Below are 19675 nucleotides of genomic sequence, written 5' to 3' on the forward strand. Positions count from 1 at the left end.
CCTCTTACCCTTCTACTTCGATGATGTCGTCGGCGCCGTCGGAAGAAAGCGGCGCCGTGGCGGCGATAAGCGCGTCGGTCATCAACAGCTTGGCATCGGCGATCTGGCCGAAGGGCAGCTGGACCGACTTGTATTTGCGAACGTCGATGCCGACCAGGTCGCCTTCGACGCCAAGAAGAATCCCCGTCAGCTGCTTGCGACCGTCGGCATTCGGCTCGGCAAGGTTCAGCCGGGCCTCGTGTCCCTTCCAGTCGGCATAGTCCTGAAGGCGGGTAAGCGGACGGTCGATGCCCGGCGAGCTGACCTCAAGCCGATAGGCATGGTCGATGGGATCGCGCCCTTCCGCTTCCAGCGCGTCGAATTTTTCCGAAAGGCGGCGCGACAGCGCGGCACAATCGTCGATCGTCAGCTGGCGCGTGTCGGGGCGTTCGGCCATCACCTGCAGCGTGGGATCCGACTGGCCGCCGAACATCTTGACGCGCACGAGCGCGAACCCGAGCGCAGCCGCTTCGGGTTCGATCAGCCTGGTCAGTTCGGCGATGTCCGCCACGCATTCCTCCGGATAGTCGATAAGCGCCTTCGGCGCCGGAGCCCCGGGGGCCCCGACCTCGGCATGTTTGACGATGTCGAGAAAGCATCGGCGATATACGCGTTCCGAGTCGGTTCGGCAAGGGCCCACACTGGCGGGTTAAAGGTGCCTGGCCCCGGTGGTAGAACGGCCCCCCGTGGCACCGCGCGCGGCATCGTGCGTTGCGCAATCGCCGGCGGACATATGGATCACCGGTTGCCGCGCCCTGCCGCCGAATAGGCGAAACGGATGCACGGATGAAAGGACCATGGCTGTGACGACACGAACCCGGCTCATCTGTCGCCTTGTTCCTTTGTTGACGCTCGTTGCGGCGTGCGAACCTTCGCAGGACGCACCCAAGGTCGACGGAATGACAAGCGCCCCGACACCCCCCGCCCCCTCGCCCACGAGCGATTCGGCAACGACGGCGCCGTTCACCGTCACTCCGGTGGCAACCTTCGATTCGCCTTGGGCGATGACGTTCCTCCCCGACGGGCGGATGTTGGTCACCGAAAAGGCGGGCAGGCTCCAACTCGTCACCGCCGACGGCAAGGGGCGCACGCAGGTCACGGGCGTGCCGACGGTATCCAGCGCCGGACAGGGCGCGCTGATGGATGTGGTTCCGCATCCCGATTTCGTGCGCAATCACCTGATCTATTTCAGCTTTTCTCAAGCAGACGAGGCCGGCGGCAAGGGCGTCGTCCTCGCGCGCGCACGGCTGGATGAACAACGCGGAGGCACCGGCGCATCGCTCGCCGATGTCGAGATGCTGTTCCGCGCTACCCCCTATGTGACCGGCGACGGGCATTTTTCGGGCCGTATCGCCTTTTCGCCGGACGGGCTCCACCTGTTCTTCACCAATGGCGAGCGGCAGAAGTTCGATCCGGCCCAGGATCCCAAGTCGACGCTCGGCAAGGTGCTGCGGCTCACGCTCGATGGCCGGCCGGCAGGTGACCCAGCGTTGACCGCGCGCGGTTTCCACCCGGCGGTCTGGTCCTATGGTCACCGCAACCTGCTCGGCCTTGCCTTTGATGGCGACGGCAACCTTTGGGAGCAGGAAATGGGCCCAAAGGGCGGGGACGAAGTCAATCTGATCCTTCCTGGCCGCAATTATGGCTGGCCGCGGGCATCGAACGGCGACCATTATGACGGAACGCCCATTCCCGACCATCGGCCCGGCGACGGCTATGAGCCACCCAAGGTCTGGTGGAACCCGGTGATCTCGCCGGGGGGACTGATCGTCTATTCGGGCAACCTCTTTCCGCAATGGAAAGGCGATCTGTTCATCGGCGGTCTGTCGAGCCGATCGCTGGTCCGCGTTCATCGCAGTGGCACCGCGGCCAGCAAGGGCGATCAATGGCCGATGGGCGCGCGCATCCGCGAGGTCGAGCAAGGCCCCGACGGCGCGATCTGGTTGCTAGAGGACGGCCCGGGCGGACGGCTGCTGCGCCTCAGCCCGCGGTGAAAGCGGCAGCGCGCGCCGCCCGTCAGTCGCGGCGAACGATCAGATAGTTCATCCGCGCCGCCGCAATCGGGCGCTCGCGCTCGTCCTGCCAGGCGATCGCCTCGATATTGGCGACGCGGGTACCCAGCCGGGTGACGATGCCCTGGGCGCGCGTCGTCTTGTCGCGCCCGCCGCGCATGAAATCGATCGTCAGGCTGACCGGCTTTATTCGCGGAACTGCAATCTCGCCCTCGGTCGTCCCGCGCCCTTCGAGCGCCAGCGCGTGACGCAGCGCGCCCGCCGCCGCCATCTCGAGCAGTCCGCTGATCGCTCCGCCGTGCAGGAAGCCCGGCCGGCCGACGACGTCGGGGCCAAAGGGCATGCAGAAAACGGGACCGTTCGCATCGCTTTCCACCGTCAGGTGGAGCACGCCGGCATAAGGGATCGTCACCAATAGCCCTCCACCGCCATGAACGTCCCCGCCACATGCGCGATCGGGTCGGCCGGATCGCCGTCATGCGCCTGGCCGCGAACGAACGCGATCGACCGCGTGATCCGATAGCATTCGCCGTGACCGATCACGGTCTTGCCCGGGGCCGCCGGGCGCAGATAGTCGATCCGCAGGTCGAGCGTTGCGTGGTTGCGCCACCGCCCGAGGCGGCACCACACGGCAAAGCTGTTGGCTTCGTCCATCATCGTCAGGATCGGGCCGGAGGCGAGAACACCGCTTTCAGGATCGCCGACCAGTGCGGGGCGATAGGGCAGCGCCAGTTCGGTCCAGTCCGCGCCATGGGCGTGATAGCGAATTCCCATTCGCCGACCATGACCGTCGACAGCGGCATAGATGATGCTGGGATCGAAGCTGTCGCTCATGCGGCGCGTGGACTTCCCATGATTTCGTTCGGCGGAACTGCCCGCGACCGGCGGTTACCGGGCACGTAAACCGCGACCCTAAGCGAGCCGGGCGCGCACCGCAACGCCCCGCCCGCAGGCATTTGCGCGGCTTGGCGCCGGCGGGAAGCAGCGGCTATCGTCGCCCCACAAACCTCGACGCCGCGAGCCGATGCGCCGCCGAAAGGTGAAATGACAGAGGAGCCTGCCGATGACTGAAGCCCGTGTCGCAATCACTATCGAACAGGGTGTCGCCGATGTCCGGATGACGCGGGGCGAAAAAATGAATGCGCTGGACCCCGCGATGTTCGCCGCACTGATCGACGCGATCGCGCGCCTGGAAAAAGAGGACGGGCTGCGCGCGGTGGTGTTGTCGGGCGAGGGCCGGGCTTTTTGCGCGGGCCTCGACATGGCGAGCATGGCGGGAGGGGCGCCGATCGACCTCGACGCACGCACGCACGGTGCGGCGAACGACTTTCAACAGGTCGCGTGGGGATGGCGGATGCTTCCCGTCCCGGTGATCGCCGCAGTGCACGGCGTCGCCTTTGGCGGCGGGCTCCAGATTGCGAGCGGTGCCGATGTGCGGATCGTCGCACCTGACACCCGGCTGTCGGTGATGGAAATGAAATGGGGCATTGTCCCCGACATGGCAGGCTATGCCTTGTGGCGCGGCATCGTCCGCGACGACGTGCTCCGCGAACTCATCTACACGGCGCGCGAGGTAACGGCGGATGAGGCCGTGGCGCTGGGCCTCGCGACGCGAGTCGCCGCCGATCCCCACGCGGAGGCGATGGCTTTGGCCAGGGCGATCGCCGGACGCAATCCGCACGCGATCCGCGCCGCGAAGCGGCTGGCCAACCTTGAGGGCGACGCCGCCTGCCTGCTTCGTGCCGAAAGCACCGAGCAGGCAAAGCTGCTCCGTTCGCCCAACCAGATCGAGGCCGTGATGGCCAATATGCAGCGGCGCGCGCCGGCCTTTTCCGACTGAGGGTTGCAAATACAGCCCGCATCCCTAGACAGATCTCCATACCAGAACTTCGAAAACGGAGTCACGGATGCGAGAGGCTGCAATTGTTGCGACCGCCCGGACAGGCATCGGCAAGGCACATCGGGGCTATTTCAACGCCACCGAGGCGCCCGTTCTTGCCGCGCATGTTATCCGCGCGGTGATCGACAGGGCGGGGATCGATCCCGCGCGGATCGACGACGTCATGTATGGCATGGGCAATCCTTGGGGAACGCAGGGCGGCAACATGGCCCGGCTGGCGCTGTTTGCAGCGGGCGTGCCCAACAACGTTCCGGCGTTCAGCCTCGACCGCAAATGCGGGTCCGGGCTGACTGCAGTTGCGCTCGCCGCCCGCTCGATCATGACCGGTGAAATCGATGTCGCGCTCGCGGGCGGGATGGAATCGATCAGCCTGACCGCGCCGGTCGCGCCCCGCCACGTCAACCAGTCGGTCGTCGCCCGCGAACCCGCCGCCTATATCCCGATGATCGAGACGGCGGAAATCGTCGCCGAACGCTATGGCATCGCTCGCACCGCGCAGGATGCCTTCGCGGCCGAGAGCCAGCGCCGCGCCGCCGCAGCGCTCGCCGCGGGCAACTTTGCCGACGAAATCGTGCCGATCACCGTCGAGAAATCGGTCGTCGATCGCCAGGGTGCGGTGTTGGGGCGGGAACGCGTGACCGTGACGCAGGACGAGGGCATCCGCCCCGACACCACGGACGAAGGGCTCGTCGCACTGCGCCCGGTGTGGAAGGATGGCGCCTTTGTCCGCGAGGGGCGCCATGTCACCGCAGGCAATGCCAGCCAGCTTTCGGACGGCGCCTCGGCACAATTGTTGATGGACCGTGCCACCGCGGAGGCGGAAGGGTTGCCGGTGCTCGGCGTCTATCGCGGTTTCCAGGTCGCCGGCTGCGACCCCGACGAGATGGGCATCGGCCCGGTCTTCGCGATCCCCAAGCTGCTCGATCGCGCCGGCCTCGACGTGGCCGATATCGATCTTTGGGAAATCAACGAGGCCTTTGCCAGCCAGTGCCTCTATTGCCGCGATCGGTTGGGGATCGATCCCGAACGCATGAATATCGACGGCGGCGCGATCGCGATCGGCCACCCTTTTGGCATGACGGGCAGCCGGCTCGTCGGCCATGCACTCCTTGCCGGTCGGCGGCGGGGCGTGCGCTGGGTAGTCGTATCGATGTGCACCGCCGGCGGCATGGGCGCGGCGGGGCTGTTCGAGATCGTCTGATCGCCCGCACCGTCGTCGTCGGGCTTCAATCGGGACGCATCACGCTCGCCGCCCGCGCAGCACGCACCGTGTCGGCCGCGTAGAGCGCACAGCCGGTCCAGATCAGCCCGAACGTCAGATAATGAATCGGGCGCACGGCCTCGCCAAAGAACACCGCCGAAGCGAACTGGAGCGTCGGCGCGATGAACTGGAGCAGTCCCAGCGTCGCATAGGGCATCCGCTTGGCTGCGGCGGCGAACATCAGCAGCGGAACCGTCGTCACGATTCCGGCGATCAGGAGCAGCGAATCCTGGTCACGATGGACGCCGAACGCGAGCGTCCCGGATCGCGCCGCCAGCCCCAGCGCGACGAGTGCAAACGGCAGGAGGATCAACGTCTCGATCGTCAGACCGCCGAGCGAATCGATATGCGCGATTTTGCGGACCAGTCCATAGAGCGCGAAGCTGAACGCAAGGACGAGCGAAATCCACAGCGCGCCGCCGCCGCTGGCCGCCAGCACGAGCACCCCGGCGGCAGCCACGCCGATCGCACCGGCCTGGACGGGACGCAGCCGCTCGCCCAGCACCGCGACGCCAAGTGCGACGTTGACCAGCGGGTTGATGAAATAGCCCAGGCTGCCTTCGAGCACATGATGGTTCTGGACCGCCCAGATATAGACGAGCCAGTTCACCGCGATCAGCGCCGCACTGGCCACCAGATAGATCAGCGTCCGCCCTCGCGCCGCAGCCAGAAGTGCACGTCCACGCCGCAGGAACAGCACGATCGCCACCAGCAACAGCACCGACCAGACGATGCGATGCGCCAGCACCTGCAGCGCCGGCACATCGGTCAGCAGGTGGAAATAGAGCGGCAGCACACCCCATAGGGCATAGGCGCCGGCGCCAAGCGCCAGCCCGCCTGCGGACGGATGGGTCGATTTGTTCACGCCACTCGATAGCCGAGCGACGGCTCGGCACACAACCGCCGTCATGCTGCAACGCACAGCAGCCCCATGCCGCCGTCCCTGCCGCTGCACACCGCCGCGCCCGCCACGGAAGCGCAGCGGCAAGGCCGCCGGCCGCATGCTCAGTCGGCGAAGAGCAGCACCGGCGTTTCGAGCAGCTTCTTGACCGCCTGGACAAAACTCGCCGCGTCCCAGCCGTCGACGACGCGGTGGTCGCAACTGATCGACAGGTTCATCAACTTTGCGCGGACGATGTCGTCTCCCTGTAACACCGGTCGCTCGACGATCTTGTTCGGGCCGATGATCGCGACTTCAGGGCGATTGATCACCGGCGTCGTCGCGATGCCGCCCAGCGGCCCCAGCGAGGTGACGGTGAGCGTGGAGCCGCTCAGTTCCTCGGACTTGGCCTTGCCCGTCCGTGCTGCCTCGGCCAGCCGCGCAATTTCGGCAGCAAGTTGCCAGACATTCTTGTCCTGCGCGTCCCGGATCACCGGCACCATCAGCCCGGCATCGGTCTGCGTCGCCATCCCCAGATGGACACGGCCGTGGCGCGTAACCACGCCCGCTTCGTCATCGTAACGCGCGTTGAGCATCGGGAAATCGGGCAACGTCCGGCACAGCGCGACGATCAGCAACGGCAGCATCGTCAGCTTGGGGCGCTGGCCGCGGTTGGCGTTCAGGTCGCCACGCATGGCCTCGAGCGCGGTGACGTCGATTTCGTCGACATACGTGAAGTGCGGAATGTGCCGCTTCGACGCAGCCATGTTCTCGGCAATGCGCCGGCGCATGCCGATCACCTTGACCGGCTGGTCCTCACGGGCACGGCTGGCATGCGGCGCATGATAGCCCTGCCCGCTGCTGTAACGAAGAAAGGCGTCCAGGTCCGCATGGCGGATACGATCGCCGTCCGCCGCCTTCACCTGCGCCAGATCGATGCCCAGATCGGCCGCGCGCGCGCGAACCGCCGGAGAGGCCAGCACCTTGGTCGCAACCTGCGGTTTTCCGGCGTCGGAAGCCGGAATCGCAGCCGCGGTCTGATCGTCGACCTTGGGCGCCGCAGCCGGCGACGTGGCGGGCGCAGGCGCCGCTTCCTCGGCGGTTGCGGCTTCTTCGACGCCAGGATTTTCCGCCTCGACCCGCTGCGCGACGGGCGCCTCGGTCTCGCCTTCACCTTCGACTTCGAAGACGACGAGCGCGGATCCGATCGCGACCTGGTCGCCAACCTCGCCGGCGAGTTCGACCACGACGCCGGAGACAGGCGATTCCATCTCCACCGTCGCCTTGTCGGTCATCATGTCGGCGATCTGCTGGTCTTCCTCGACCCGGTCGCCGACCTTGATATGCCACGCGACGATTTCGGCCTCGGCAATGCCTTCGCCAATATCGGGAAGGCGAAACGTGAAGCGTGCCATGACGGTCAGTCCTTCAGGATTTTCTTGAGCGCCTCACCGATCCGGACCGGACCGGGGAAATAGGCCCATTCGAGGCTGTGGGGATAGGGCGTGTCGAAACCGGTGACGCGTTCGATCGGGGCTTCGAGATGGTAGAAGCAGCGTTCCTGGACGAGCGCGGAAAGCTCCGCGCCGAAGCCCGACGTCCGCGTCGCTTCGTGAACGATCATGCAGCGACCGGTCTTCTCGACCGATTCCTCGATCGTCGCCAGGTCGAGCGGAACGAGCGTCCGCAGGTCGATGATTTCGGCATCGACCCCCATTTCGGCCACGGTGTTGGCCACGACATGGACCATGGTACCATAGCACAGGATCGTGACCGCCTCGCCGGGGCGCACCACCGCGGCCTTGCCCAGCGGGATGCGGTAATAGCCTTGGGGCACTTCGCTCGCGGGATGGCTCGTCCAGTTCTTGGCCGGACGATTGTAATAGCCGTCGAACGGGCCGTTATAGATCCGCTTGGGCTCGAAGAAGAGGACCGGATCATTGTCCTCGATCGCCGCGATCAGCAGCCCCTTGGCGTCATAGGGCGTTGACGGGATCACCGTTTTCAGCCCGGCGACATGGGTAAAGATGCCCTCCGGACTCTGGCTGTGCGTCTGGCCGCCAAAGATGCCGCCGCCGAACGGCGAGCGCACCGTGATCGGCGCGATGAAGTCGCCGTTCGACCGATACCGCAGACGGGCGGCTTCCGACACCAGCTGGTCGAGCGCCGGATAGATATAGTCGGCGAACTGGATCTCGGGCACCGGCCGCAGGCCATAGGCGCCCATGCCAATCGCCACGCCGATGATGCCGATTTCGGTAATCGGCGTATCGAACGCGCGCGTCTTGCCATATTTGGCCTGCAGCCCGGCCGTCGCACGGAACACGCCGCCGAAATAGCCGACATCCTCGCCCATCACGACGACGTTGGGATCGCGCGCCATCATCACGTCCATGGCGGAGTTGATCGCCTGGATCATGTTCATCCGGCTGGTCGCGGGGACGGCGCCCTCGGCCTCGTCGTGCATCGCGGCAGGCTCGTTCTGGTTCTCGGTGTTGCTCACAGTCCGGCGGCCTTTCGCTCGTCGAGCATCTGCTGGGACTGCTCGCGCAGGTGCCAAGGCATTTCCTCGTAAACGTCCTCGAACATCGTCTCGAAGGGCTGGTGCATGCCGTGGCCGAGCACGCCGTTCTTTTCGGCGGCCTTCTGCGCAGCCTTCACCTGTTCGGCGCATTCAAGGTCCATCGCCTCGTGCCGCGCGTCGTCCCATTCGCCGATCGCGACCAGATGCTGCTTCAGCCGGACGATCGGATCGCCGAGCGGCCAGGCGCCATATTCCTGCGCCGAGCGATAGGCGCTGGGATCGTCAGAGGTCGAATGGCCTTCGGCGCGATAGGTGAAATGCTCGATCAGCGTCGGTCCCTGATTGGTCCGCGCACGCTCGGCCGCCCACTGCATCGCGGCATAGACCGCCAGCACGTCGTTGCCGTCGACCCGCAGTCCGGCGATGCCATAGCCGATCGCACGCGCGGCGAACGTCGTCGATTCGGCGCCCGCAAATCCCGAAAAGCTCGAGATTGCCCATTGGTTGTTGACGACGTTGAGAATGACCGGCGCGCGATAAACGCTGGCAAAGGTACAGGCCGAATGAAAGTCGCCTTCCGCGGTCGATCCCTCGCCGCACCAGGTGGCGGCGATGCGGGTGTCGCCGCGCGCAGCACTCGCCATCGCCCATCCCACCGCCTGCGGATATTGGGTAGTCAGATTGCCCGAGATCGAAAAGAAGCCATGGTCGCGCGCCGAATACATGATCGGCAGCTGCCTTCCCTTCAGCGGGTCGGCACGGTTCGAATAGATCTGGTTCATCATCATCTCGAGCGGGTAGCCGCGCGTGATGAGAATCCCCTGCTGGCGGTATGACGGAAAACACATGTCGTCCGCGGCAAGCGCAAGCGCGGCACCGATCGAAACCGCCTCCTCGCCCGTCGACTTCATGTAGAAGCTGGTCTTGCCCTGTCGCTGCGCACGGAACATCCGTTCGTCAAATGCCCGGGTCAGTGCCATGCTGCGCAGCATCCGACGCAACACATCCGGCGAAAGCCGGGGATTCCACGGCCCGACAGCCTGTCCGCTTTCATCCAGAACGCGGATCAATCCATAAGCCAGTTCGTGGAAACCGGAGGCCTTATCCGCGGTGTCCGGTCGACGCGACGCACCGGCAGGGGGAATGTCGAGATCGCTGAAATCGGCGACGTCGCCCGGCCGGAATCGCGGCTCGGGGACGTGGAGCGAAAGCGGGGGCAGATTGGCGCGCGAAGCGTCCATAGTCTCTCCGAAGGCCGATCCGCGTCGTCGGGAGCAACGCGCGGACTTGATTTTTGGCATTGTTATAAAGTTTCAAATCGCTTGTCGAGTAAGTCAGCAGGGCTGACCTTTTTGATTAGAAACCAGCCCTGAATCGTAACTTCGTTATTTCAGTCCAGCAATCTTCGGCCAGTTTATTGCGGCATCCTAGGCCGAGCTTGCGCCGAACGCATCCGCGCGAATCGCATCGCGCAATCAGGCGCCCGCCTTTGGGCGCGGCTCCCAGCGACCTGCCGATTGACTTCGGCTCGAAATGGAACAAAAAACGAACAACGAGTTCTGATCCACACAAGACGGAAAGCCATGGCCGATCCCGCCATCCCAGCCTCTTTGCGCGAGCAGTTGCGGGCGGCAGAGACCAGCAGCTTCCGTCGTCGCCTGGTTCTTCCATTCGGAATCGAAACGATCGATTCGCGGTTGACCGATGGCGGCTTCCGCCTCGACTCGCTCCACGAAATTGCGGGCGCTGGGGCGCATGAGGATGACGAATGTGCCGCAACGCTGTTCGCCGCGGGTCTGGCAGGCCGCGCATGGGGCCCGATATTGTGGGTCGTGCGGCGCCGCGACCTGTTCGCGCCCCGCGTCGCACAGGCAGGCCTCGATCCCAAACGCATCATCTATGCCGAAGCGAGCGACGATACCGAATTGCTCGCAATCATGGAGGAGGGCCTACGTCATCAAGGCCTCGGGGCAGTGATCGGTGAGGTGCAGCGCATCAGCACGAATGCGACACGGCAACTGCAGCGGGCGGCTGAGGGGGGACGCACGATTGCCCTGCTGCTCAAGCGCCACGGACGCGGAGGCAGCGCCCCGCTGAGAGCGCCTTCTGCCGCGGTGACGCGATGGCAGGTCGGCCGCGTCCCTTCGGAATCGACACCCCTCGCCGCGCGCGGCCGCGCGCGCTGGCAACTCACCCTTGTCCATCAACGCGAGGGAGAGTCTTTCGAAATCGTGGTGGAAGCATGCGATGCGTCAGGGCGTTGCGCCCTTCCCGCACCGACATCCCGGCCCGGCCCCCGCACGCAATTCCCCCGCGCAGCCGCCTGAGCGCCCTTACCGATCCCGGCGAGCATGGCCCAAACGGACTCGAGGCCCCCATAGGCTGGGCATTTGGCGATTAGGAAAAGGCTGGCGCACCCGACAGGATTCGAACCTGTGGCCTCTGCCTTCGGAGGGCAGCGCTCTATCCAGCTGAGCTACGGGTGCGTGGGGAAGCCGCCTAGCAAAGCAATTGCCGCGACGCCAGCGCCTTTTCGCTATTTCGACGCCTTGGCAGGCTTGGCGATCGTCACCGGCTCAAACTGGCCCAGACCGCATGTCGCACCGCGCGTCAGTCCAGGCCCCTGCAGTACCGTGATCGTATCGACAGAACAAAGTTGCCCGACGCTGGTTTTGTAAAGGAACCGTTCCTCGAACCCCAGGCCCGGACAGGCCCCGCCGGACAGGCGATTGCGGTACACCTTGCCGCCGCGCATGTAGAAATCGATCGTCGAATCATCGCGAACGCGGGTCTGCTGGATATCGATGGTGCGGACGCAATCGACCGGCTTGCCCGCCGGGGTCGCCACAGGGATCGTTGCATGCTGGTCACCATGCGCGGCATGGCTCTCCTGCGCCGGCAGCGAGGGAGCCGCCGTGGCCAGGGCAAGGGTGGCGAGAAGCAGACGCATCGCAATCCTCCTCAATCGGGCCCGACAACCTGCTTGTGCCGGGCCGGCGCAGGCGTCTTTGGCCTGAATGCACACAGGTCGGCGACCGGGCAGCGCCAGCATTCGGGCGTGCGAGCCTTACAGATATATCGGCCGTGCAAGATTAACCAGTGATGAGCGTGCAGCCGGAACGGCTGCGGCACCACCTTTTCGAGCCCCTTTTCAACCGCAAGCGGCGTCTTTCCCGGGGCCAGGCCGGTACGATTCGCCACGCGAAAGATGTGCGTGTCGACGGCAAATGTTTCTGCCCCAAACGCCACATTCATCACGACATTGGCCGTCTTGCGCCCGACCCCGGGGAGCTTCTCCAGCGCTTCGCGATCGGCGGGGACATGGCCGCCATGGTCGCGGATCAACGCTTCGGAAAGCGCGATCACGTTCTTGGCCTTGGTGTTGAACAATCCGATCGTCTTGATGTGCGCCTTCAGGCCTTCCTCGCCAAGCGCCACCATTTTTTCGGGCGTGTCGACCTCGGCAAATAACCGGCGTGTCGCGCGATTGACGCCGGCGTCGGTCGCCTGTGCGGACAGCACGACCGCGACGAGCAACGTGAAGTCGTTGACCGATTCGAGTTCGGTTTCGGGATGTGGATTGTCCTCTGCCAGCCGTGCGAAGAACGCGAAGACATCCGCCTTTTTCAAATGCCCAGCACCTGATCCATGGTGTAGCGTCCCGGCGCCTGACGGACGAGCCACAGCGCCGCCTGAACCGCGCCGCGCGCAAAGATCGCCCGATCATCGGCGCGGTGGGTCAGCTCGATCCGCTCGCCGGTCGTCGCAAAAATGACGCTATGGTCACCGACGACCGACCCGCCGCGCAACGAAGCCATGCCGATCGTCCCGCTCGCACGGGGGCCGGTCAGGCCGGCGCGTCCTTCCACTGCGGCGTCAGCCAGCGTCGTACCCATTCCGGCAGCAGCCGCCTCACCCAGCATCAGCGCGGTTCCGGAGGGAGCATCAGCCTTGTTGCGATGGTGCATTTCCACAATCTCGATGTCCCAATCGGACCCGAGGCGCTGCGCCGCCTCGCGCACGAGCCGTGCGAGCAGATTGACGCCCACCGAGGTATTGCCGGTCTGGAGCACCGCAATCTCCCGCGCAGCAGCATCGATCAGCGCATGATGATGCCCGCTGAGACCGGTGGTGCCGATCACGATCGGGGTACGCGCCGCCCGCGCGGCCGCAAGGTGCGCCTCGATCGCGGCGGGCGCCGAGAAATCGACAAGCACATCGGCGGCCCGGGCCAGTTCGGCGGGATCGTCGCCCAGATCGGCGCCCCCGGCGATACGCGCGCCCAATTCCGGCGCGACGGTCGCGATTGCCACGCCCATCCGCCCCAACTTGCCATAGATGCCGATGCTCGTCATGCCGCTCCCTTGGCACAGATCACGCGCCCACGTCAGGGGCAAAATGGCGAGGGCTTGCCCGTCCATTTGCGCTGTCGCCGAATGCTTTCCTCGACGCTGCCCATTACGCGCGCATTACACCGACCCCGGTCGTGGCGCCGCAGCCGTTCGCCCGTTAGGTTGAGAGCCATGCCCACCGTAGCCCCGAATCTCGTGACCCTCACCGGCGCCGGCATTTCAGCCGAAAGCGGCGTTCCCACCTTTCGCGGACCGGGCGGGCTGTGGGAAGGACATCGGATCGAGAAACAGTGCGCCTATAAACGATTATAACTTTGTCCGATGATCCGCTGGCTTACTGCTTCAGTTGTGGTAGACCTTCAAGTATGTGGTCGTCCCGCCTGTGGCCCTTGTTCCCGGTTTGGCTCAAACGCCTCACCTTATTTGTTGGACTGCCTGCTTGGCTTGGCTTCGCCGCAATGGTCCTGACAGGTTCAATATTCGAATACGAAACGGTGACCTTGCTGCTATTTGGCGCGTTTGGCTTCGTCGCCGTATGCCAGATGTTGATTACCGCGCGAGCGATATGGCGTAATGATCTTTAACACGCCGAAGCGCGGCATCGCTCACTGACGATGACAAAAATACGCAACATCGTAGTCCTAACCGGAGCAGGCGTCTCTGCTGAATCCGGCATCCCTACTTTCCGCACAAAAGGCGGCGTAACGTATTGGGACATATACGAAAACGATGTTCTTCGGAAATGCCACCGGGTTGAGGACGTCTGCACACCGGAGGCGCTTGCTGCCGATCCTGCGCTCGTCCATCGCTTCTACGACCTGCGCCGCGCGCAGCTTGCCAGCGTTCAACCGAACGCGGCGCACATCGCGCTTGCGGAACTCGACGCCGCGTGGCCCGGTGAACTGCTGATCGTCACCCAAAATGTCGACGACCTTCACGAACGGGCCGGCACCCGACGCCTGTGCCACATGCATGGAGCGCTGCGCTCAGCCTTGTGCGCGGCATGCGGGCGCCGCACCCCATGGAATGCCGACCTGCCGCCACACACGTCCTGCCCAGCCTGCGGCGCGCCGGCGCTACGCCCCGACATCGTGTTCTTCGGCGAAATGCCCTATCATATGGAGACAATCGAACAGGCGCTTGCGCAAGCAGAACTGTTCGTTTCGATCGGCACCTCGGGCGCCGTTTACCCGGCTGCCGGTTTTGTCCGGACCGCAAGGCACTATGGCGCCGAAACGCTCGAACTCAACCTCAAGCCCTCCGCCGGCAGCCACTGGTTTGCGGAAAGCCGAGTCGGCCCGGCCTCGGTGCTGGTGCCGCAATGGATCGACCAGCTGCGCGCGCGAATGGGCTGATCCATCAACATCAACCGCGCGGACGGTAACGCAGGGGCACCTCGAACCGCCGCTCGCCCTCCTCCAGCCCCGCAGGGGGGCGGGGAAACGGCGCCGCCGCTGCAACCTGCGCCAGTGCAAGACGGTCGAGCAACGCCATCCCGCTGCCCCGGACCAGCGTCAGTTCGCGCACGCGCCCCAGCGCATCGATGCGGAAGCGGACGCACACCACACCGCCGTCGCCCCGTGCGGCAAGCTCTGCCGGATAGGCCTTGTGCCGTTCGAGCCATGCCGCGATCAGGGTCGCGTAGCGATCGCGTACCCCGCGCGCCGCCCCCTGAGCGCCCGCATCGATCGGTCGCGACACAACGAGTTGATGACCGGGCTGGCTCGCTTCGCCGCTGGTCGGGCCGCCCATGCCCGACATACCGGACGCTTCCGCTGTTCCCGCCACGGCCGGCACCGCACCGGCCTCGCCCATCACCGGCATCGACGGCGCTGGCGCCAGCGACACGGCCGCGGATGCCGTTGCCGGCTGCGTCGACGCCGGTAGTGGCGAGACGGAAGCCGCGGCCTCGACCTTCCTCGACGGCGGCTCCGGCGCCGGCTTCGCTTCCACCGCTTCCGGGGCCGCGATCGAATAGAGTGACAGCGTCTGGGTCCGCGCGCCGCCCCCCTGCGGCTCGACCATCGCCAGCAGCACAAACTGCGCCAGCAAAAGCGTCTGCACGCTCAATGCGCAACCGGTGGCTAGAAAACGATGAGTCGGCACGCACGCCCTTATGCGCTATTGCAAGTTATTTGCAAGAGCTTGCAATGCCCCCTCGACCGGCTTGCTCCGCGCCCGAGCGGAGCGTAGCCCGTCCCGATGACCGATCTCACTGCCATTCTCTCGCAGGTCGACGCAACGCTCGACCAGAGCCTCGACCGCCTTTTCGCGCTCCTGCGCGTGCCGTCGATCTCCACCGATCCGGCCTTTGCCGATTCGTGCCTTGCCGCGGCCGAACTGCTCGCTGGCGAACTCGCCGAACTGGGGTTCGACGCGCGTGTTGCGCCCACACCCGGACACCCGATGGTCGTCGCACACCATGCGGGCAAGGGACCGCACGTCCTCTTCTATGGTCATTACGACGTCCAGCCGGTCGATCCCGTCTCGCTCTGGCGCCGTGATCCGTTCGACCCGGCGATCGAGACGTTGGCCGATGGCCGCGAAGTGATCGTTGCCCGCGGGGCCTCCGACGACAAGGGCCAGTTGCGCACCTTTATCGAGGCCTGCCGGGCGTGGAAGCAACAGACGGGCACGCTGCCGTGTCGCGTCACGATCCTGTTGGAGGGTGAGGAAGAATCGGGCTCTTCGAGCCTCGAACCGTTCCTGCACGCGCATGCCGACGAACTGCGCGCCGATGTCGCGCTCATCTGCGACACCTCAATGTGGGATCCAGCCACGCCTGGGATTACCATCGGACTTCGTGGGATGGCCGGCGGGCAAGTGACCGTGCACGGGCCCTCGCGCGATCTCCACTCGGGGCTGTACGGCGGCCCGGCCCGCAACCCGATCCAGGTGCTGACCGGGATTCTTGCCGATCTCAAGGATTCAAGCGGCCGCGTGACGTTGCCCGGCTTCTATGACGGGGTCGAGCCGATCAGTCCGGCAGTCAAGGCCAACTGGGAAGCGCTGGGCTTCGACGGCGACGCCTTCCTGGGCGAAGTCGGCCTGGCCGCGCCCGCGGGCGAGCAAGGCTTCAGCGTGCTCGAGCAGTGCTGGGCGCGGCCGACCGCGGAGATCAACGGGATCTGGGGCGGCTATACCGGCGAAGGCTTCAAGACGGTGATCCCGGCCGAGGCGCACGCCAAGGTCTCGTTCCGCCTTGTCGGACGGCAGGATCCCGATCAGGTCTGGGCCGCATTCCAGCAGCATGTCCGGAATCGCCTGCCCGCCGATTGCCGCGCCAGCTTCATCGCCCGCGGCGGATCGCGCGCAATCAGCCTTGCCGACGACAGCCCCATGCTCGTCGCCGCCCAGCGCGCGCTCGACGATGAATGGGGGCGCTCGGCGCTGCTCGGCTGCGGCGGATCGATCCCGGTCGTCAATTCGATCCAGTCGATCCTCGGGATGGACAGCGTGATGGTGGGCTTCGCGCTCAACGACGACAACATCCATTCGCCGAACGAGAAATATGATCGGATCAGCTTTCACAAGGGCATCCGCTCATGGGTGCGCATTCTGGGCGCGCTCGGCCGCGATTGACGGCGGTCCCCGATCGCGGGATAGGAACTGGCATGGTTCCCTTTTCGTTCGCCGGCCATGAACTCTGCGCCCTTTCCGAGGGCGCGCTGTTCTGGCCGGCGCGTCAGGCGCTGCTGGTTGCAGACCTGCATCTCGAAAAGGCAAGCTGGTTCGCTGCGCGCGGACAGATGCTGCCGCCCTATGACTCGCAGGCGACGCTTGCGGCACTCGCAACGTTGATCGAACGCACCAAGGCGCGCGAACTCTGGTGCCTGGGGGACAGCTTCCACGACGATCGGGGCCAATACCGCCTGCCCACCGCCGCTGCCACCCGGCTCCGCACGCTGACGACGAGGCTGGAATGGTTCTGGATCACGGGCAACCATGACACGGGTCTCGCCGAACCGCTCGGCGGTCAGGTCCGTCACGAAGCGACCGTCGATGGGCTGGTTCTCCGCCACGAGGCCGACCCTGCCGATCCGCGCCCCGAGCTTTCAGGCCATTTCCATCCCAAGTTGCGGATCAACAGCCGCGGTCGTCACGTCGCCCGCCGCTGCTTCGTCGCGAGTGCGACCAAGCTGATCCTGCCTGCATTCGGCGCGCTCACCGGCGGCCTTGATCCGAGCCATCCCGAAATCCATCGCGCGTTGGGAGGCGCGGCCGAGGCGCTGGTCCCCGTCGACGGACGCATGCTACGTTTCCCCCTTGCCGCCTGACCGGTATCGCTAATCACGCCGTCCGCCGGGACCGTCGCAACGAACCGGCCCCGGTCCGCTGATCCGGCATTCGGGAGTTCCGAGAACCTCGATAAGGCCGGCGCCGCCAGCGAGAATCTGCGCACGATAACGAACCGTTGCGCGAATGCCGCCGCGATCCTGCGTCGCCAGCCGCGCTTCACCTGTCGCCAGTTCACCCGCATCGATCGTTCCGCTTCCGGCGTTGGTAACGCGCGCATGCATCGCGCGTCCGGTCAAAGCGATCGTTCCTCCACCACTCAGCGTCGCCGCGATCGTCTCGACGGCAATGCCGCCAATGGCGACGCGGCCGTCGCCCGCCAGCGAGACGGACGCGTCGGCTCCCTCCAGTCCCGTCACGCGCACCACGGCGTCGCCTGCAACCCGGACGGCGCGCAATGCGGGCGTCGCCAGTCGCACGCGGACCCTGGCACCGCCTCCTTTCGCCGCGTGACGCGCATCCCAGCTCGGCACGCCGCCGCTGACGATCAGCGTTCCCGCATCGACACGAACCACCAGCCGATCGAGCGCCGCAACGTCTCCCTCGGCTTCGGCGCGCGGCGCGCCCGCAACCAGTTCGACGGTATATGGGCCTTCGACGCGCAGCCGTTCGAACGCCGCCACGACATAGTGCCGTACGCGCTCCGATGGCGCGGCCGCAGGGTTTGCCGCCGCGGCAGGCGCCATCGGCAACAGGACTCCCAACAGCAGGGCAATTGCACGCGAGCTCATGCAGCGGAACGTCGCACCCCGGACCGATTGGTGCAAGCGAGACGCCCCTGGCCTAGCTACAGCGGGCCTCGCCCGACCCGGCACGGCTCACTTGGCAACGCGCGCCGCCCGTCAGAACGACATCGCCAGACCCGACGATCGAAACCTGCGCATCGCCGGCGACCACAGCATTGACGCCGCCCGATCCTGCGACCGAGATATTGGCGCCGCGCGCACGAAGCTGCTTCGCATCGACATCGCCCGATCCGCCGATCGCCACCTTCAGCATGCCGACGTTCCCGGCGGCAGTGAGCCGTCCCGACCCGCCGATCGCGAATTCGGCCGATGGGCCGTTGACGCTCCCCAGATCGAGCGCGCCCGACCCGCCGATTGCGGCCTTCACCGGGCCGTTGACGCGATCGACGCGCAATTGCCCGGAGCCGCCGACGCTTGCCTGCGACAAATGCGGCATGACGACGTGCACCCGCACGCCCCGGCTCGAGGGCGTCGACCACATGCCTCTCTTGCGGTCGACGCGCAGCACGCCGTCGACGACCCGGATCGCCAACGCATCGAGATCGCGCGGCGCGCCTTCCGCCCGGACGGAGAATTCGCCGCCGGTGCGAACGTCCACCGAATCCGAACTGCGCAATTCCACGCCGGTGAAGCCACGCGCGGCATAGCTCCGCACCGGGCCGTCACCCGGGCTCGCGACAGAGTCCGCAGCATTTGCGCCGCATGCCGCGAGTGGCAGGGCAAGAGCGAACGGCATCAGCATCAAGCGCATGACCTTCTCCGTGATCGTGTATTGTTTATGCAATACACCCGATGTCGGCAAAGGAAAAGGGGCGCACCCGCTTCCGGGGCGCCCCTTTTCAAAACCGGCCTGTGGAAGGGCCCGTTCGGGACTCAGGCTTCAGCCTTGTCCTTGTTGTGGATCGCCGCGGCCTTGCGCAAAATGTCGAGAATCTTCTCGAGCGCGGCAGGCTCGTCGGTCTCTTCCATCGCCGCCAGTTCGCGCGCAAGGCGGCTCGCGGCACCTTCAAAGATCTGGCGCTCCGAATAGCTCTGCTCGGGCTGGTCGTCGGCGCGGAACAGGTCACGGACCACCTCGGCGATCGAAACCAGATCGCCCGAGTTGATCTTCGCCTCATATTCCTGGGCACGACGCGACCACATGGTGCGCTTGACCTTGGGCTTGCCCTTCAGCGTCTCCAGCGCTTCCTTCAGCGTCTTGTCGCTCGAAAGCTTGCGCATACCCACGCTCTCGGCCTTGTTGGTCGGCACGCGAAGGGTCATTTTCTCCTTCTCGAAGCGCAGGACATAAAGCTCGAGCTGCATACCCGCGATCTCCTGCTTCTGGAGTTCGACCACACGGCCCACGCCGTGCTTGGGGTAAACGACATAATCGCCGACATCGAAGGACAGCGCCTTGGCAGCCATGTGCGAGAAACCTTTCGTGAATGACCCGGCCCCGATGGACTGGGCGTCAGCCCACAGGCGGCTACGCGCTGCGGGCGGGCGACATCGGGGCAACTTTGCTTGCTTCTCCGGGCGGAGGCGATTCTTCGCCGCCGTCTCCCCCATTTAACACGCTCGTAATAAAATTACCAGTCGTGCGGCTACGGTGCAGTGCGAAAAGTTGCACATGCCAGCAAGTTTTTGCGATTGGTTCGCATTTTCGATGGCGCCGGCCCAGCC

21 protein-coding genes, 1 tRNA gene and 1 pseudogene are annotated in these 19675 nt (G+C 65.6%); 8 read left to right on the forward strand and 15 right to left on the reverse strand.

All coding sequences use genetic code 11. The features are described from left to right. Positions 1–4: 4 nt before the first annotated feature. Positions 5–550: a ribosome maturation protein RimP gene (gene rimP / locus ACT3CF_RS12565; protein ID WP_478423235.1), complete on the reverse strand. Its 546-nt coding sequence runs from the start codon at positions 548–550 to the stop codon at positions 5–7. 388 nt (positions 551–938) lie between these two features. Here rimP and ACT3CF_RS12570 point away from each other — a divergent pair, with 388 nt between their 5' ends. Next, positions 939–2033, forward strand: coding sequence for a PQQ-dependent sugar dehydrogenase (locus tag ACT3CF_RS12570; protein WP_478423237.1), 1095 nt, complete (start codon positions 939–941; stop codon positions 2031–2033). A gap of 22 nt (positions 2034–2055) precedes the next feature. Here ACT3CF_RS12570 and ACT3CF_RS12575 read toward each other — a convergent pair whose 3' ends face one another. Then, positions 2056–2463: a PaaI family thioesterase gene (locus ACT3CF_RS12575; RefSeq protein WP_478423239.1), complete on the reverse strand. Its 408-nt coding sequence runs from the start codon at positions 2461–2463 to the stop codon at positions 2056–2058. Continuing rightward, positions 2460–2885 carry a PaaI family thioesterase gene (locus ACT3CF_RS12580; RefSeq protein WP_478423241.1) on the reverse strand — a complete coding sequence of 142 codons (426 nt, stop codon included), beginning with the start codon at positions 2883–2885 and terminating at the stop codon, positions 2460–2462. The genes ACT3CF_RS12575 and ACT3CF_RS12580 overlap by 4 nt, the downstream gene beginning before the upstream one ends. Before the next feature lie 229 nt (positions 2886–3114). Between ACT3CF_RS12580 and ACT3CF_RS12585 the strand changes: the two genes are divergently transcribed. Next, positions 3115–3891 (forward strand): crotonase/enoyl-CoA hydratase family protein, encoded by a 777-nt coding sequence (locus tag ACT3CF_RS12585; protein WP_478423242.1) that lies wholly within the window; start codon positions 3115–3117, stop codon positions 3889–3891. A 67-nt stretch (positions 3892–3958) separates the two neighbouring features. After that, the gene (locus tag ACT3CF_RS12590) at positions 3959–5152 is read left to right on the forward strand and encodes a thiolase family protein (protein WP_478423244.1); all 1194 of its coding nucleotides are present in this window, start codon (positions 3959–3961) and stop codon (positions 5150–5152) included. Between the two features lie 25 nt (positions 5153–5177). Here the strand turns inward: ACT3CF_RS12590 and rarD are convergent, their stop codons facing one another. The 4 genes from rarD to ACT3CF_RS12610 form a co-directional block, all read right to left on the reverse strand. Beyond that, on the reverse strand, positions 5178–6077 hold the full coding sequence (gene rarD / locus ACT3CF_RS12595; protein WP_478423246.1) for an EamA family transporter RarD: 900 nt from the start codon (positions 6075–6077) through the stop codon (positions 5178–5180). Positions 6078–6217: 140 nt separating this feature from the next. Then, positions 6218–7507: a dihydrolipoamide acetyltransferase family protein gene (locus ACT3CF_RS12600; protein ID WP_478423248.1), complete on the reverse strand. Its 1290-nt coding sequence runs from the start codon at positions 7505–7507 to the stop codon at positions 6218–6220. A 5-nt stretch (positions 7508–7512) separates the two neighbouring features. Then, a complete protein-coding gene (locus ACT3CF_RS12605; RefSeq protein ID WP_478423493.1) occupies positions 7513–8517 on the reverse strand; it encodes an alpha-ketoacid dehydrogenase subunit beta in 1005 nt (334 codons plus the stop codon). A gap of 74 nt (positions 8518–8591) precedes the next feature. Further along, positions 8592–9857, reverse strand: a complete 1266-nt coding sequence (locus tag ACT3CF_RS12610) for a thiamine pyrophosphate-dependent enzyme (protein WP_478423250.1) — start codon at positions 9855–9857, stop codon at positions 8592–8594. Positions 9858–10199: 342 nt separating this feature from the next. On the opposite strand from ACT3CF_RS12610, the gene ACT3CF_RS12615 reads away from it, so the two are divergent. After that, positions 10200–10943, forward strand: a complete 744-nt coding sequence (locus tag ACT3CF_RS12615; protein WP_478423252.1) for an ImuA family protein — start codon at positions 10200–10202, stop codon at positions 10941–10943. Between the two features lie 82 nt (positions 10944–11025). Here the strand turns inward: ACT3CF_RS12615 and ACT3CF_RS12620 are convergent. From ACT3CF_RS12620 to dapB, 4 genes are all read right to left on the reverse strand, one after another. Further along, a tRNA-Arg gene (locus tag ACT3CF_RS12620) sits at positions 11026–11102 on the reverse strand. A gap of 50 nt (positions 11103–11152) precedes the next feature. Then, positions 11153–11566 carry a hypothetical protein gene (locus ACT3CF_RS12625; RefSeq protein ID WP_478423254.1) on the reverse strand — a complete coding sequence of 138 codons (414 nt, stop codon included), beginning with the start codon at positions 11564–11566 and terminating at the stop codon, positions 11153–11155. Positions 11567–11577: 11 nt separating this feature from the next. Further along, the gene (nth, locus tag ACT3CF_RS12630) at positions 11578–12246 is read right to left on the reverse strand and encodes an endonuclease III (protein WP_478423256.1); all 669 of its coding nucleotides are present in this window, start codon (positions 12244–12246) and stop codon (positions 11578–11580) included. Continuing rightward, entirely contained in the window at positions 12243–12971 is a 729-nt protein-coding gene (gene dapB, locus ACT3CF_RS12635; protein WP_478423258.1) for a 4-hydroxy-tetrahydrodipicolinate reductase, read from the reverse strand. Before dapB ends, nth begins: the two co-directional genes overlap by 4 nt. A gap of 168 nt (positions 12972–13139) precedes the next feature. On the opposite strand from dapB, the pseudogene ACT3CF_RS12640 reads away from it, so the two are divergent. Both ACT3CF_RS12640 and ACT3CF_RS12645 read left to right on the forward strand, forming a co-directional pair. Further along, positions 13140–13277, forward strand: a pseudogene (locus ACT3CF_RS12640) (Sir2 family NAD-dependent protein deacetylase); the annotation flags it as partial. 305 nt (positions 13278–13582) lie between these two features. Then, positions 13583–14323, forward strand: a complete 741-nt coding sequence (locus ACT3CF_RS12645; protein WP_478423260.1) for an NAD-dependent deacylase — start codon at positions 13583–13585, stop codon at positions 14321–14323. A 10-nt stretch (positions 14324–14333) separates the two neighbouring features. Here the strand turns inward: ACT3CF_RS12645 and ACT3CF_RS12650 are convergent, their stop codons facing one another. After that, on the reverse strand, positions 14334–15032 hold the full coding sequence (locus ACT3CF_RS12650) for a TonB family protein (protein WP_478423494.1): 699 nt from the start codon (positions 15030–15032) through the stop codon (positions 14334–14336). Positions 15033–15170: 138 nt separating this feature from the next. Here ACT3CF_RS12650 and ACT3CF_RS12655 point away from each other — a divergent pair, with 138 nt between their 5' ends. After that, positions 15171–16550: a M20/M25/M40 family metallo-hydrolase gene (locus tag ACT3CF_RS12655; protein ID WP_478423262.1), complete on the forward strand. Its 1380-nt coding sequence runs from the start codon at positions 15171–15173 to the stop codon at positions 16548–16550. A gap of 32 nt (positions 16551–16582) precedes the next feature. Continuing rightward, positions 16583–17245 (forward strand): ligase-associated DNA damage response endonuclease PdeM, encoded by a 663-nt coding sequence (gene pdeM / locus ACT3CF_RS12660; RefSeq protein WP_478423264.1) that lies wholly within the window; start codon positions 16583–16585, stop codon positions 17243–17245. Between the two features lie 9 nt (positions 17246–17254). Here the strand turns inward: pdeM and ACT3CF_RS12665 are convergent, their stop codons facing one another. The 3 genes from ACT3CF_RS12665 to ACT3CF_RS12675 all read right to left on the reverse strand — a co-directional run bounded on the left by ACT3CF_RS12665 (position 17255) and on the right by ACT3CF_RS12675 (position 19417). Further along, positions 17255–17995, reverse strand: coding sequence for a GIN domain-containing protein (locus ACT3CF_RS12665; protein ID WP_478423266.1), 741 nt, complete (start codon positions 17993–17995; stop codon positions 17255–17257). A gap of 52 nt (positions 17996–18047) precedes the next feature. Beyond that, entirely contained in the window at positions 18048–18812 is a 765-nt protein-coding gene (locus ACT3CF_RS12670; RefSeq protein ID WP_478423268.1) for a head GIN domain-containing protein, read from the reverse strand. A gap of 71 nt (positions 18813–18883) precedes the next feature. After that, positions 18884–19417, reverse strand: a complete 534-nt coding sequence (locus tag ACT3CF_RS12675) for a CarD family transcriptional regulator (protein WP_478423270.1) — start codon at positions 19415–19417, stop codon at positions 18884–18886. Positions 19418–19675 lie beyond the last annotated feature (258 nt).

It is taken from the genome of Sphingomonas chlorellae (assembly GCF_056485145.1).